Annotated in this window: 9 protein-coding genes; 6 read left to right on the forward strand and 3 right to left on the reverse strand. The window is 55.7% G+C overall.

Annotation, left to right across the window (positions count from 1 at the left end):
* The 6 genes from ABWP27_RS09070 to def all read left to right on the forward strand — a co-directional run.
* Window positions 1-187, forward strand: a 187-nt coding sequence (locus ABWP27_RS09070; protein WP_353155831.1) for a hypothetical protein, incomplete at its 5' end; no start/stop codon positions are given.
* A gap of 4 nt (window positions 188-191) precedes the next feature.
* On the forward strand, window positions 192-3,719 hold the full coding sequence (smc, locus tag ABWP27_RS09075) for a chromosome segregation protein SMC (RefSeq protein WP_353155832.1): 3,528 nt from the start codon (window positions 192-194) through the stop codon (window positions 3,717-3,719).
* Window positions 3,720-3,933: 214 nt separating this feature from the next.
* Entirely contained in the window at window positions 3,934-5,058 is a 1,125-nt protein-coding gene (locus ABWP27_RS09080; protein ID WP_353155833.1) for a cell division protein ZipA C-terminal FtsZ-binding domain-containing protein, read from the forward strand.
* A 2-nt stretch (window positions 5,059-5,060) separates the two neighbouring features.
* Window positions 5,061-7,151, forward strand: a complete 2,091-nt coding sequence (gene ligA / locus ABWP27_RS09085; RefSeq protein ID WP_353155835.1) for an NAD-dependent DNA ligase LigA — start codon at window positions 5,061-5,063, stop codon at window positions 7,149-7,151.
* The gene (galU, locus tag ABWP27_RS09090; protein WP_353155837.1) at window positions 7,138-8,013 is read left to right on the forward strand and encodes a UTP--glucose-1-phosphate uridylyltransferase GalU; all 876 of its coding nucleotides are present in this window, start codon (window positions 7,138-7,140) and stop codon (window positions 8,011-8,013) included. The genes ligA and galU overlap by 14 nt, the downstream gene beginning before the upstream one ends.
* Window positions 8,010-8,546 carry a peptide deformylase gene (gene def / locus ABWP27_RS09095; protein WP_353155838.1) on the forward strand — a complete coding sequence of 179 codons (537 nt, stop codon included), beginning with the start codon at window positions 8,010-8,012 and terminating at the stop codon, window positions 8,544-8,546. Before galU ends, def begins: the two co-directional genes overlap by 4 nt.
* An 81-nt stretch (window positions 8,547-8,627) precedes the next feature.
* On the opposite strand, the gene ABWP27_RS09100 is transcribed toward def, so the two are convergent.
* From ABWP27_RS09100 to ABWP27_RS09110, 3 genes are all read right to left on the reverse strand, one after another.
* A complete protein-coding gene (locus ABWP27_RS09100) occupies window positions 8,628-11,417 on the reverse strand; it encodes a sensor domain-containing phosphodiesterase (RefSeq protein ID WP_353155840.1) in 2,790 nt (929 codons plus the stop codon).
* A gap of 123 nt (window positions 11,418-11,540) precedes the next feature.
* Window positions 11,541-12,287: a pseudouridine synthase gene (locus ABWP27_RS09105; RefSeq protein ID WP_353155841.1), complete on the reverse strand. Its 747-nt coding sequence runs from the start codon at window positions 12,285-12,287 to the stop codon at window positions 11,541-11,543.
* A 56-nt stretch (window positions 12,288-12,343) separates the two neighbouring features.
* The coding region (locus tag ABWP27_RS09110) for a [protein-PII] uridylyltransferase (protein ID WP_353155842.1) at window positions 12,344-14,322 on the reverse strand (1,979 nt) is incomplete at its 5' end.

Raw genomic sequence — 14,322 nt, forward strand, 5'->3', positions numbered from 1 at the left:
AGGCCGTAACCGTAACGCGCTTTATGCCATGTGCGAGGTCTTGCTTATTGACTTGTTTAATGACTTGTTTCAAATGCGAGTAAACGTTATTTCAAATGCTATGATTACCCCCTTTTGCGGGCTGTTTCGCCGCATCCGCCAACTCGGTCGGATACTAATTTCTGTTGTATATACTGGGAACGGTTGATAACGTGCGTTTAACTTCCATTAAATTATCTGGATTCAAGTCTTTCGTCGATCCGACGAACTTTCAAGTGCCGGGCCAATTAGTGGGTGTCGTCGGCCCTAACGGTTGTGGTAAATCCAATATTATCGATGCGGTGCGCTGGGTTTTGGGTGAATCCAAGGCTTCCGAGTTGCGCGGCGAGTCGATGCAGGACGTTATTTTCAACGGCACCACGCATCGCAAACCGGCTGGCCGTTCATCGGTCGAGCTGGTGTTCGATAACGGTGAAGGCAAGGCTGCCGGTCAGTGGGGACAGTATGCAGAGATCGCCGTCAAACGCACGTTGACGCGCGATGGCACCTCGACTTACTACATCAATAATCAGGCGGTACGCCGTCGCGATATTCAGGATATTTTCCTCGGCACCGGTCTCGGCCCACGCGCTTACGCGATCATCGGGCAGGGCATGATTTCGCGCATCATCGAAGCGCGCCCTGAAGAGCTGCGTATCTTTCTGGAAGAAGCTGCGGGCGTATCGAAGTACAAGGAACGTCGCCGTGAAACCGAAAATCGCCTGCAAGACACCCGTGAAAATCTATTGCGCGTCGAAGACATCCTGCGCGAGCTGAATGCCAATCTGGAAAAGCTGCAAAGCCAGGCCGCAGTCGCGCAAAAATTCCACGAACTGCAGGCCGATCAGGACGAGAAACAAAAACTGCTGTGGCTGCTGCGCAAGAATGAAGCGAAAGCCGAGCAGGACAAGCATTTCCGCGATATCGAAAAAGCGCAAGTCGATCTGGAAGAACAGACCGCCAAGCTGCGTCATGTTGAAACCGAGCTTGAACACATGCGCCAGGCGCATTACGGTGCCGGCGATCGCATGCATCAGGCGCAAGGTCATCTGTATCAAACCAATTCCGAAATCGGCAGCCTTGAAGCGCAGATCAAATTCGTCATCGAATCGCGCAGCCGCCTGCAGTCGCAACTCAATTCGCTGACCGCACAACGCGATCAATGGCAGCGTCAGGGCACGCAATATCAGGACGATCTGGTCGAAGCAGAAATGCATCTGGAAGAGCAGGCGATGCGCGTCGAGCAGGCGCAGGAAATTGCGCATAGGGAAAACGATAGGATTCCCGCATTGGAACAGGCATGGCGCGAATCGCAATTGAAGACGACCGAGTCGCGCGGCAAGATCATGCAGGCGCAGCAGCAGATCGAACTTGAATCTGCACATCAACGCAACGCTTCCAACATCTTGTCCGGTTTGACCGTGCGTCGCGAGCGTTTGCAGCAGGAAAAACAGGGCCTGAATCTGCCCGATAGCACGCATCTGTCCAATCTGAAGATGCAGCTGGAAGAAAAACAGGCAACGCTGGAAGAGGCGACCGAACAACTGGAAGCCGCGCAGGAACAATTGCCGAAGCTGGAAGAGGAACGTCGCAGTGCGCAGCAGCAGGTCAATACCGAAACCGCCAACAACGCACAACTCGAAGCGCGTCTGACTGCGTTAAAGCAGTTGCAGGAAAACATACAGACGCAAGGCAAAGTCCAACCGTGGCTGCAAAAACACGAACTGGGTGAATTGCCGCGTCTGTGGCAAAAACTGCAGATCGACCAGGGTTGGGAAACTGCGCTGGAATCGGTGTTGCGTGAACGTACGTCGGCGCTGGAAATGTCGAACCTCGACTGGGCCAAAGCTTTCTTCAACGATGCGCCGCCGGCCAAACTGGCCTTGTTCACGCCGAATGCAACGCCATCCGAAGCGAGTCCGGTACAAGCCGGCCTCAAGCCTTTCCTGAGTTTGCTGCAATTGAACGATCCGGGACTGCGCGCCTTGATGCAGGATTGGCTGCACAACGTTTATGTCGCCGACGATATTGCAGCGGCTTTCGTTGATCGCAATAAATTGCCTAACGGTGCGTATTTCGTCACCAAGCAAGGCCACGTCATCAGCAAATCGAGTGTGCGTTTTTATGCCTCCGATTCCGAGCAGGACGGCATGCTGGCGCGCCAGCAGGAAATCGAAAACATCACCAAGCAATTGCGCGCGCAGCACATGCTGGCCGACGAAGCGAAATCGCGTTCGGTGCGCGCAGAATCTGCGCTGACGCAAGCGACGCAGCGTCTGCAGGAAATTCGCCAGCGCGTGAATACGCTGACGCAAGCAGTACATGGTTTGCAAATCGATGTGATGAAACTGTCGGAAGTGCAGGAACGCTTCAACCAGCGCAGCACGCAGATCGCGACCGATCTTGAAGAGATTGCGATGCAGGAAGCCGAGCAGCAGCAGATCAAGGCCGAATCTGAAGCCAAGTTCGAGCAACTCGATGCCGAGCTGGGCGAACTGCAGGAAAAGCATGAAGAAGGCCAGACCGACTACCTGACGAAAGAGCAGCAACTCAACGATGCACGGCAACGCGTGCGCGAACTGGAGCGTGGCGCGCAGGAAGCGGAATACGCCGAGAAGTCGCAACGCAGCAAGATAGAAGAATTAAAACGCAGCATCGCCACTGCGCTGGAACAGGCGGCGCAACTGTTTGCGAATATGCAGCAAGGCAGTCTGGAGCTGGAAAGCCTGGACGATCAGGCCGCCCAGGCTGGCCTGCAAACCCTGCTCGACAAACGTACGGATCAGGAACGCGCGCTGGCCGATGCCCGTCATGAACTAGATCAGCTGACCCAGCAATTACGCGGCCATGACGAAGCGCGCATGCAGGCTGAACGCAGCCTGCAACCGCAACGCGATCGCATCACTGAGTTGCAACTGAAAGAACAGGCAGCGCGCCTGAATCAGGAACAGTACGCACAGCAACTGATCGAAGCGCAGGCCGATGAAGCGGCGCTGATGGAGAAACTCAACGGCGACCTGCGTCCTTCCTATCTGCAGGGTGAAGTTACCCGTCTGACGAATGCCATCGCGGCTCTGGGCGCAGTCAACCTGGCTGCGCTGGACGAGCTGGCGACGGCATCGGAGCGCAAGAATTTCCTCGATGCGCAAAACGCCGATCTGACCGAAGCGATCAATACGCTGCAGGATGCAATCCACAAGATCGACAAGGAAACGCGCGAACTGTTGCAGGACACCTTCGACAAGGTCAACCATCATTTCGGCGAACTGTTCCCGATTCTGTTCGGCGGCGGCCAGGCCAAACTGATGATGACCGGCGAAGAAATTCTGGATTCCGGCGTGCAGGTCATGGCGCAACCACCGGGCAAGAAAAATGCCACGATTCATCTGTTGTCAGGTGGTGAAAAAGCACTGACTGCAACGGCACTGGTGTTCTCGATGTTCCAGCTGAATCCGGCGCCATTCTGTCTGCTCGATGAGGTCGATGCGCCGCTGGATGATGCCAATACCGAACGCTTCTGCAATATGGTTAAACGGATGTCGGTGCATACGCAATTCCTGTTTATTTCGCATAATAAAATTGCGATGGAAATGGCGCAGCAGCTGATCGGTGTGACGATGCAGGAACAGGGCGTATCGCGGATTGTGGCGGTGGATATGGAGTCCGCCGCAAGTTTTGCGGCGGAAGCGCAAACCGCCTGAACGCCGGCGGTACAGTATGGGTAACACTTAACTTGAACACGGCTTGTGCGGTATCCTGAGCGCAGCGTTGCCGCCTTCGTTTTGGCACGCTGTTTCTGCGAATAACTGCATAAACATGGAACCTTTGGATTTTTATGAATCGATCCGTTTTTTTACATTTTTCCTCCTGCATGGCTAGTGCAATGCAAGGCGACTTTTCCTCTTCGGGGGCCGCATGACAGATCTGCAGATCAGCCTGATGGTGATTGGCGGCGCGATTGTTGTCGGCGTCATTTCCTACAATAAGTGGCAGGAATACAAAGCCAAGAAAAGCGTTGAGCGTGCATTTTCATCGTCGCACGATGATGTATTGATGGTGCCTAGTGAAGAAGGTGCAGCGCCAATCTCCGTTACAGAGTTCAGTGCCGAGCGACGCGAACCGACTTTGTCATCCGACGACCGGAGCTATGCTGCAGCCGACACACCGTTTGAAGGTGCTGAGCCGGAAGAGCGTGCGCAGGAAGAGCTGGATGCGCAGGTAGACATGATGCAATCGGTGGAAGAAAAAGAATTGCCTGTCGATTACCTGATCGATTGCACAATACCGCTGGTCTTGACTACCCAGCTACGCGGCGAAAAAATTCTGCCTGCATTGCAATCCTTGCGCCACGTCGGCAGCAAGCCGGTCAATTTTGCCGGTCAGCATATCGATGGCGGCTGGGAAGCGATCACGCATGGCGGCATCTACAAATCACTGATGGCCGGCGTGCAACTGGCCAATCGCAGCAATGCGCTGAATGAACTGGAGTATTCCGAATTCGTCATGCGCCTGCGCCAGATTGCCGACGATTTCGATGCCGACCCTGATGTGCCGGATATGGCGGAAGTCATGGTGACGGCGCGTTCGCTGCATCATTTCGTCACTGAATACGATGCCAAGCTGAGCGTGAACGTGCAATCCAATGGTGCGCCCTGGTCGGTGACGACCTTGCTGGCGGCACTGGAGCGGCAAGGTTTCGATGTGCGTCCTGAAGGTCGTCTGGTCATGCCGGATGGCGATGGCGGCGTACTGTTCTCGCTATCGACCAATGTCACACTGGCGGAAGAAACGACGAATCGCCTGACCCTTTTGCTGGATGTGCCGGTCGTAGCTCCTGAGCGCGATGGTTTCGGCGCGATGATTGCCTGTGCTCGTTCGCTGTCATCGCGACTCGACGGTACCGTCGTAGACGATAGCAGCCAGCCTTTGTCTGATGCATCCCTGAATGAAATCGGCGGCCAGATCGAAGTGTTCTACGCCGATATGGAAGCAGCGGATATTCCTGCAGGTTCCAACCGGGCCCTGCGTTTGTTCAACTGATCATGCAGCCGGACCTGTTTTCCTCGGCATCGCAACAAAATGCCGCAGTACGTCCGGAAGAAATTCCGGATGCCAGCGATCCGCCTGCACGTGCAGCATGGCTGCGCAGCGAGCTGAATCGTCACAATTACGCCTACCACGTCCTCGACAATCCTTCTGTTCCAGATGCCGAATACGACCAGCTGTTTCATGAGTTGCAGGCACTGGAAAACACACATCCTGACTTGCTGGTTTTCGATTCGCCGACGCAGCGCGTTGGTGCGTTGGCGCTGTCGGCTTTCCCTCCGGTGACGCATTCGGTGCCCATGCTGTCGCTGGGCAACGGCTTTGAAGACGAGGATGTCCTTGCATTCGACAAACGTGTCAGCGAGGGCTTGAATAGTCAGGAAGAAGTTGAATACGCGACCGAACTGAAGTTCGACGGCCTGGCCATCAATCTACGTTATGAAGACGGTGTGCTGGTGCAGGCGGCAACGCGCGGTGATGGCGCCACCGGCGAAAACGTGACCGCCAATATACGCACCGTACGCGAAATCCCGCTGCGTCTGCATACGAACAATCCACCCCGGGTGCTGGATGTGCGCGGCGAAGTCATGATGTACAAGGCCGATCTGGCGAAACTGAATGCGCGCCAGCGCGATGCCGGCGCCAAGGAATTTGCCAATCCGCGCAATGCAGCGGCCGGCAGCCTGCGCCAGCTCGACTCACGCATTACCGCACAGCGCAGCTTGCGTTTTTTTGCCTACGGCATAGGCTTGCTGGAAGGTGCCGACATGCCGGCATCGCATTCCGCCTTGCTCGACTGGTATGCGGAACTCGGGATTCCAGTGTGCGATGAGCGTGCAGTAGTCAGGGGCGCGCAGGGTCTGCTTGAATTTTATAAAGCCACGGGTGAAAAGCGCCCGCAATTGCCGTATGAAATTGACGGCGTGGTGTACAAGGTCAATCGCGTCGACCAGCAACAACAGCTCGGCTTCGTTTCGCGCGCACCGCGCTTTGCCATTGCGCATAAATTTCCGGCAGAAGAAGCGCTGACGACCGTACAGGATATCGAAGTGCAGGTCGGTCGTACCGGTGCGATTACGCCGGTGGCGCGTCTCGCGCCGGTATTGGTCGGCGGCGTCACCGTGACCAATGCAACGCTGCATAATGAAGATGAAGTACGGCGCAAGGATATCCAGATCGGTGACACGGTAATCGTGCGCCGCGCCGGCGATGTGATTCCGGAGGTGGTGTCGTTTGTACCGGAACGTCGGCCTGCAACGGTACGTCCGTTTGTCATGCCGTCAAGCTGTCCGGTGTGCGGTTCGCCTATCGTGCGACTGGAAGATGAAGCGATTGCGCGCTGTTCCGGCGGCTGGGTCAAGTGCGCGGCGCAGCGCAAGGGCGGCTTGCTGCATTTCGTCTCGCGTCGGGCGATGGATGTGGAAGGCCTGGGCGATCAACTGGTGGAACAACTGGTCGACAAGCACATCATCACGACGGCCGCCGATTTATACAAACTTGGTTTTCGTGCACTGGCTGAACTTGAGCGGATGGCGGACAAGTCGGCGCAGAATGTGCTGGATGCGCTGGAAAAATCGAAATCGACGACATTGGCGCGCTTTATTTATGCACTGGGCATACGCCATGTAGGTGAAGCGACGGCCAAGGAACTGGCGCGTCATTTCGGCAATCTGGATGCATTGCTGCAGGCATCGGAAGAGCAATTGCTGGAAGTGGCGGATATCGGCCCGGTGGTGGCAAAGTCCATCATGACTTTCCTTGCTGATCCGCTTAATGTCGAATTGATTGAACAACTGCAGGCCGCGGGTGTCAGATGGCCTGAACATATAGTCGAAAACAAGCCCAAGCCATTAGCAGGAAAAACCTTTGTATTGACCGGCACTTTGCCTACACTCAGTCGCGATGCGGCCGCTGAAAAAATCGAGGCAGCAGGCGGTAAGGTCGCCGGTTCGGTTTCAAAAAAAACCAGCTATGTGGTGGCTGGTGCTGAGGCCGGCAGCAAACTCGCCAAGGCTGAAGAGCTGGGTGTAACGATACTTGATGAAGCTGGATTGCTTCAATTACTGGATAGCGATGAACAAGATTAGAAAAGCAGTATTTCCGGTGGCAGGCCTGGGCAGCCGTTTCCTGCCCGCCACCAAGGCGCAGCCGAAAGAGATGCTGCCGATAGTCGATAAACCGCTGATTCAATATGCAGTGGAAGAGGCCGTTGCTGCCGGCATCACGGAAATGGTCTTCATTACCGGCCGCAACAAGCGCGCGATCGAAGATCATTTCGATACCGCATACGAACTGGAAAGCGAACTGGAAGCGGCAGGTAAAACCGCGTTACTGGAATTCGTACGAAATGTAATTCCCAAGCATGTGAATTGCATTTACATCCGCCAATCTGCGCCGCTGGGCCTGGGTCATGCCGTGCTGTGCGCCCGTCCGGTAGTCGGCAACGAACCGTTTGCGGTACTGCTGGCGGATGATTTCATGGATACGGCGGCCGGCACCGCGCCGGTGCTGGCACAGATGGTCGAAATTTTTGAACGCGAAGGCAACAGCATCCTTGCCGTGCAGGATGTGCCGCGCGCAGAAACCAGACAATACGGCATCGTCAGCGCCACGCCGTATCAGGACAAGCTGGAACAGGTCGATGCGATCGTTGAAAAGCCGCAGCCCGAAGATGCGCCTTCGACACTGGCGGTGGTCGGGCGTTACATATTGAGCGGCAGGATATTCGATTACCTGGAAAACGTGAGCCAGGGCGCCGGCGGCGAAATACAGTTGACCGACGGCATTGCGGCGCTGATGCGGGACCAAAAGGTGCTGGCTTACCGTTATGACGGTCAGCGGTATGATTGTGGTTCCAAGCTGGGTTACCTGAAGGCGATGGTGGCGATGGGGCGCAAGCATCCGGAAACCGGCGCCGCCTTTACGGAATATTTGAAGACACTGAAATGACGGTAAGAGAAATACTGAAGATGGGCGATCCGCGCTTGTTGCGGGTAGCTGAACCGGTGAAAGAATTCAATACACCGGAACTTGATGCGCTGATTGCCGACATGTTCGATACCATGTATGCGGCGAATGGCGCAGGTCTGGCGGCGCCGCAAATTGGCGTGAATCTGCGTCTGGTGATTTACGGCTTCAAGCAAAACACGCGCTACCCCGATGCACCGCCGGTGCCGGAAACGGTATTGATCAATCCCAAGTTGCGGCCGCTTTCTTCCGAGCGGGAAGAGGGTTGGGAAGGCTGCCTGTCCGTGCCCGGTTTGCGCGGCGTGGTGCCGCGTTTCAGTTCGCTGCACTATGAAGGTTTCGATCAGTACGGCAATGCAATCAATCGCGATGTCGACGGTTTTCATGCGCGTGTAGTGCAGCATGAATGCGATCATCTGGATGGCATCCTGTATCCGATGCGCATCGAGGATTTCGCGCAGTTCGGCTATGTCGATGTACTGTTTCCTGAAATGGACCCGAACGAAGACGACTGATCTGCCGGCATCCTGTCCGGTATTTCATGCGCGCCGTTTCCACGGCATATTTTCTGCAGTATGTTCAGAATCTGCAGCGTGTCACGCTGCAGAGAATTCACCCAGTATAAAAGCCTCGAATTCTACCGCTGGCAAAGGCTTGCTGTAATGATAGCCTTGCGCTTCGTGGCATCCTTCCGCGCGTAGAAAAGCCAGTTGCTCCACCGTTTCCACGCCTTCTGCGATAGTTTGCAAGCCGAGATTTTTCGCCATGCCGATGATGGCGCTGACGATGGCCTTGTCTTCCGCATCGGTGCTGATGTCGCGCACGAAGGATTGGTCGATTTTCAGCTTGTAGACCTTGAATTGTTTCAGGTAACTGAGTGAGGAATAGCCGGTGCCGAAATCATCTATCGACATACGCACGCCGCGTTCATGCAAACTGTTCATCATCGCGATGGCGCCTTGCGGGTCGTGCATGGCTACGCCTTCGGTCAATTCCAGTTCCAGATATTGCGGTGAAAAATCCTCCTCTTGCAGAATGCGCATGACCAGGTTGGGCAGGCCGGCGTGACGGAATTGCACGGCCGACAGATTGACTGCCATGATCAATTTATCCAGGCCGCACTGGTGCCATTTTTTCGCCTGCGCGACGGCAACGCGCAGCACCCATTCGCCTATCTGCAGAATCAGGCCGCTTTCTTCCGCGATCGGAATGAATTCCGCCGGCGAAATATTTCCCAGTTCCGGATGGTGCCAGCGCAACAAGGCTTCGGCACCGATTACTTCGCCGTTCACTAACGATATTTGCGGCTGGTAATGCACGTGGAGTTGTTCGTGCGCGATCGCCTGCCGCAAGGCATTGAGCACTTGCAGGTAGCGTGTCGAATACGCCTGCATTTCCTGCGTGAACGAACGGTAACCGTTGCGGCCTTCCTGTTTGGCGCGATACATGGCGACATCTGCGTTCTTGCACAGCGTTTCAAAATCCATGCCGTCTGCCGGATACACGGCAATGCCGATCGAGGCCATCACGTTGAGTTCGTGCGATCCAATACGGTAGGGTTCGTTGATGGCACGCATCAGTTCCTGCGCTATTTTCTTCGCGCTTTCGCGATTGGCGCCGGGTAGCAGCAGGACGAACTCGTCGCCACCCAGGCGCGACAGCGTGTCGTCCCGACGCAGTACGGCGCGCAGGCGTTGCGCCAGTTCGATCAGCAAGGTGTCGCCGAGATTGTGGCCGAGCGTGTCGTTGATGTTTTTGAAGTGATCGAGGTCGAGGAACATCACTGCCAGCGTAGCCTGATCCTGTTCTGCCAGCCGCAATGCACGTTGCGCGCGTTCGTCCAGCAGCGCCCGATTGGGCAGTCCGGTGAGCACGTCGAAATGCGCCAGTGATTCGATGCGCGCCTGCGCATTTTTCTGATTGGTGATGTCTTCCTCGATCGCCAGATAATGCGTGATGCAGCCATCGGCTTCGCGCACCGGCGAGACGCGCACCAGATCGATACGTTCTTCGCCGTTGTGGCGGCGATTGATGAACTCGCCTTGCCAGCTTTCGCCACGTCCCAGATGTGCCCACATATCGGCATAGGTGGCGCGCGATGTTTTTCCGCTTTTATGCAGGTTGGGCTTCTTGCCGATGATGTCGTGCAGCGCATAGCCGGTGTTGGTGCTGAACCTTGTGTTGGCGTATTCGATGGTGCCGTTCAGGTCGGTGATGATGATCGCATTCGAGCTTTGTTCGACCGCCTGCGACAGCTTGCGCATGAAGGCTTCCGATTGCTTGCGTTCAATCGCAATGGCGAGAAAATGCGCTGCAGTTTCCAACAGTTGCAGATCTGCCTGATCCGGATGAAAAGGGGTGCGATGGTAAACGGTAAACGCTCCCAGAACTTGTGCGCCGGCGGAAAAAATCGGCTCGGAGCAGCATGCACCTAGTCCCATTTCCTTCGCCTGTTGCCGAAATTTCCCCCAGTTCGGATCGTTGGCAATATCGACGGCAATGGTGCGAACGCCGTTGATTACCGCATTGATGCAACCAGCATCAGGGCTGAGCGGCATGCGGTCCAGTGTCGTGATATAGGAGGTGGGCAGGCTGGGTGCAGCGCCCAGGCGCAGCTGTTTGTTTTCCTTGTCGTGCAGCATGATCGAGCACATGCTGCCGGGAATGAGTTGCTCGAACTGGCGTACGACATTGAGAAGAATATCCTGTAGCGGCAGTTCGCTGGTAATCAGTTCCAGCATGAAAACGCGCAAGGTTTTCATCTTCAGTGACTGCCGTCGTTCGGCTTCAAGTTCGAAGCGGGCGAGCGCATGATCGATATCGATCGCCAGTCCGCAGAGCAGGTTTTGCGCAATGCTGTCGAAGGCATGGACTGCATCGGCGTACACATTAAGGGTGCCGATCACGTCGCCATTCTTGTGCAGCGGCAGGGCCGCAGAGGCTTGCCAGCCGAAGTGAGAGGCCAGGGTGCGCCAGGGCAGTGTGACGGGGTTTTGCTGAAAGTCCTGGCACCAGTAGGGCCGGTCTTCACGAAATGCGATACCGCTCGGGCCATGTCCGTACAATGAATTTTCTTCCACCGAGATGTGCAGGCGCTCCAGGTATTCGGTGCCGCTGCCGTGACAGGTGACGGGAATCAAATGCTGACTGTCCTTGTCGAGCAGCGTGATGAAAGCCATCTTCGTGCAATCGAAATCGACGACGTTGCGACATATCTGTGTGAACAGTTCGGTTTCGTTCTCACTGCGTATGATCGCCTGGTTGCATTGCATCAGGGACTTGTAGAGCTGGTTGAGACGCCGGTTTTTCGCGTCGCGCTCTATGGACCGGGGTTCATGTTCGATAGACGCAGTCGGGGGTGGACGGCCGATGATGTCGTTTTTCATTTGCAGACTAGAGTAGGGGTGGCGGCCGCCTCTGGACGGATGGCGGCACAGTAAGCCCAGATACTAGTGGTTTACAGCAAATGAATATTGATCCAGAGCAAATTTGCCTTGAAAATCAAGGTGTCAGAATTGCTCGTCTTCCGCCAGATAGCGCCATTCGCCTACCGGCAAATCGCCCAGTTTCACGCGGCCTATGCGCACCCGTTTCAGGCCCACTACCTTCAAGCCAACGATGTCGCACATGCGACGGATCTGGCGTTTTTTTCCTTCGCGCAAAACGAAGCTCAGCTGATCTTCATTTTGCCATTTGACCTGGGCAGGCAGCAGCTTTTTTCCATCCAGCATCAAACCGTGATTCAGCCGTTTCAGATCGGCCTCCGGCAGTTTTCCCGGCTTCATGTATTGCACACGCACCAGATATTCCTTGTCGACGCTGCTTGTTTCGCCGATCAGATGCTTGGCGATGCGGCCATCCTGCGTCAGCACCAGCAAGCCGACCGAGTCGATGTCCAGACGTCCGGCCGGTACCAGGCTGCGCAATTGCGTCGGATGGAATTGCGTCGGCGACGTGTCTTCTTTCCAGCGGCTTTCTGCCTTGACCAGCGCGACGGCCGGTTTGTAGCCATCTTCGGCCTGGCCACTGACGTAACCCATGGGTTTGTTGATCAGGATAGTGACGCGCTTGGATTGTTCGGCAGCCGCCTGGCGCTCGACGGTAACGCGTTGCGTCGGCAATATCTTGGTGCCGAGTTCGGACACCACTTTGCCATCGACGCGTACCCAGCCGCGAGCGATCCATTCATCGGCTTCACGGCGTGAACACAGGCCCAGTTCTGACATGCGTTTGGAAAGGCGTAGCGGTTCGGTCATGTTGATGCAGTAATAGTTAATGGTGATTAAAAAGAGATTGAAGAATGATGCGGAGATCAGATTCGCAGGGTGTCGAGCAGATCGGTCTCCAGCTGGATCTGACTGCGCGGATTGTTCAACACCGGGCCGTCGATCAGGAAGACGTCTTCCACGCGTTCGCCCAGCGTCATGATCTTGGCGGTATGCAGATTGACCTTGTACCTGGCAAGCACATTGGCGATCGAATACAGCAAGCCGTTCCTGTCGTTGGCAGAGACCGTCAACAAATAATAACGGCCGCGTTCGTCCGGGCGCAGGTCAACGGTCGGCGTGGCCGGGAAATTACGGCACAGTCGTGACAGGCGGCCCTTGCTGGGTGCTGGCAGCGCAGTTTGTCGCGTCAATGTTTCGGTCAGCTCGTGTTCGATCAGGCTGATCAGGTCGCGATAATTATCAGCGAATGCCGGTTCCGTAATCAGGAAGGTATCCAGCGCATAACCATGCGTGGTGGTGTGGATCTTGGCATCGAGAATGCTGAAATTTTTGTGATCGAAATAGCTGCAGATGCGTGCGAACAAATCGGGTTGATCTCTCACATAGACTGCCACCTGCAAGCCTTCGCCTATAGGTGCCAGCCGGCATTTGACGACCGGCACCGGGCTATCCGTTTTTTCGTACAGTACGCGCGTCTGCCATGCAATATCGTCTGCGTCGTGACGCAGGAAATACACGACGTCGAGTTGCTGCCAGAGTTTTTCATGATCCTTGTCCGACAGGCCGAACAGGCGCAGGGTTTTCAGCGCATCTTCCTGCCGGTTTTTCAATTCGCGATCGGCCGATGGGGCATCGCCACCGAACACCCGTGCGGTCATGTGGTACAGGTCTTCCAGCAGCTTGCCTTTCCATGCATTCCATACTTTCGGACTGGTGCCGCGTATGTCTGCCACCGTCAATAAATACAGCGCAGTCAAATGCCGCTCGTCCTTGACCATCCTGGCGAAATCAGCGATGACGTCGGGGTCGGACAAATCCTGTTTCTGCGCAAACTGCGACATCATCAAATGATGCTCAACCAGGAAGACGACCAGTTCGGTGTCTTCTTCCGACAAGCCGTGATCGACACAAAAGACGCGTGCATCTTCCATCCCCAATTGCGAATGATCGCCGCCGCGGCCCTTGGCGATGTCGTGAAACAGGGCGGCGATATACAACAGCCACGGTTGTGAAAAATTGGCGGCGAGCTGGCTGCAAAACGGATATTCGTGCGCATGCTGGCTGAGGAAAAAGCGGCGCACATTGCGCACTACCATCATGATGTGCTGATCCACCGTATAGACGTGAAACAGATCGTGCTGCATCTGGCCGACGATCTTGCGGAAGTTCGGCAGATAGCGTCCGATCACGCTGGTCTCGTTCATGCGGCGCAGCGCATGGGTGATTCCTTGCGGCGCCTGCAGGATTTTCATGAAGAGTGCGCGATTGACCGGATCGCGGCGGAATTTGTTGTCGATCTTGAAGCGTGCATTCCACAGCGAGCGGAACGTCCGTGCAGTCATGCCCTTGAGTTCGGGATGCAGCGACAGCAGCAGGAAGACTTCCAGCATGGCCGATGGTGTGGCATCGAAAGTATGGTCGTCGGCAATATCGATGAAACCGTTGATTTCATTGAAGCGTTCATTGATCGCGACCGGCGAAATCATTTGCGGGAACAGTTGCGCCTCGATGTTTTGCAGCAGGATGGCGTTGAGCTGCGTCACTGCCTTGGCCGCCAGATAGTAACGCTGCATCAGATATTCGCTGGCGCGGCGCGCATCGGTGGATTTGAAACCTATCGATTCGGCAATCGCGGTCTGGATGTCGAATACCAGTCTGTCTTCGTGCCGGTTGGCGATGATGTGCAGACGGATGCGCACTTCCTTCAGTGCGCGTTCCTTCTGTTTCAATTGGCGTGCTTCGGTTGGCGTGATCAGGCCGCGTTCGGCCAGCTTGGGCCAGGAGTCACCGAGGCCTGCAGCCTTTGCCACCCACAGGATGACTTGCAGATCGCGCAGGCCGC

The sequence above is a fragment of the Herminiimonas fonticola genome (assembly GCF_040395855.1).
In the GTDB taxonomy this organism is placed as follows: domain Bacteria; phylum Pseudomonadota; class Gammaproteobacteria; order Burkholderiales; family Burkholderiaceae_D; genus Oxalicibacterium; species Oxalicibacterium fonticola_A.

Coding starts and splice junctions, on each gene's coding strand:
- ABWP27_RS09105 (WP_353155841.1), bottom strand. CDS start 12,287: ATGACCGAACCGCTACGCCTTTCCAAACGCATGTCAGAACTGGGCCTG.
- ABWP27_RS09080 (WP_353155833.1), top strand. CDS start 3,934: ATGACAGATCTGCAGATCAGCCTGATGGTGATTGGCGGCGCGATTGTT.
- galU (WP_353155837.1), top strand. CDS start 7,138: ATGAACAAGATTAGAAAAGCAGTATTTCCGGTGGCAGGCCTGGGCAGC.
- ABWP27_RS09100 (WP_353155840.1), bottom strand. CDS start 11,417: ATGAAAAACGACATCATCGGCCGTCCACCCCCGACTGCGTCTATCGAA.
- def (WP_353155838.1), top strand. CDS start 8,010: ATGACGGTAAGAGAAATACTGAAGATGGGCGATCCGCGCTTGTTGCGG.
- ligA (WP_353155835.1), top strand. CDS start 5,061: ATGCAGCCGGACCTGTTTTCCTCGGCATCGCAACAAAATGCCGCAGTA.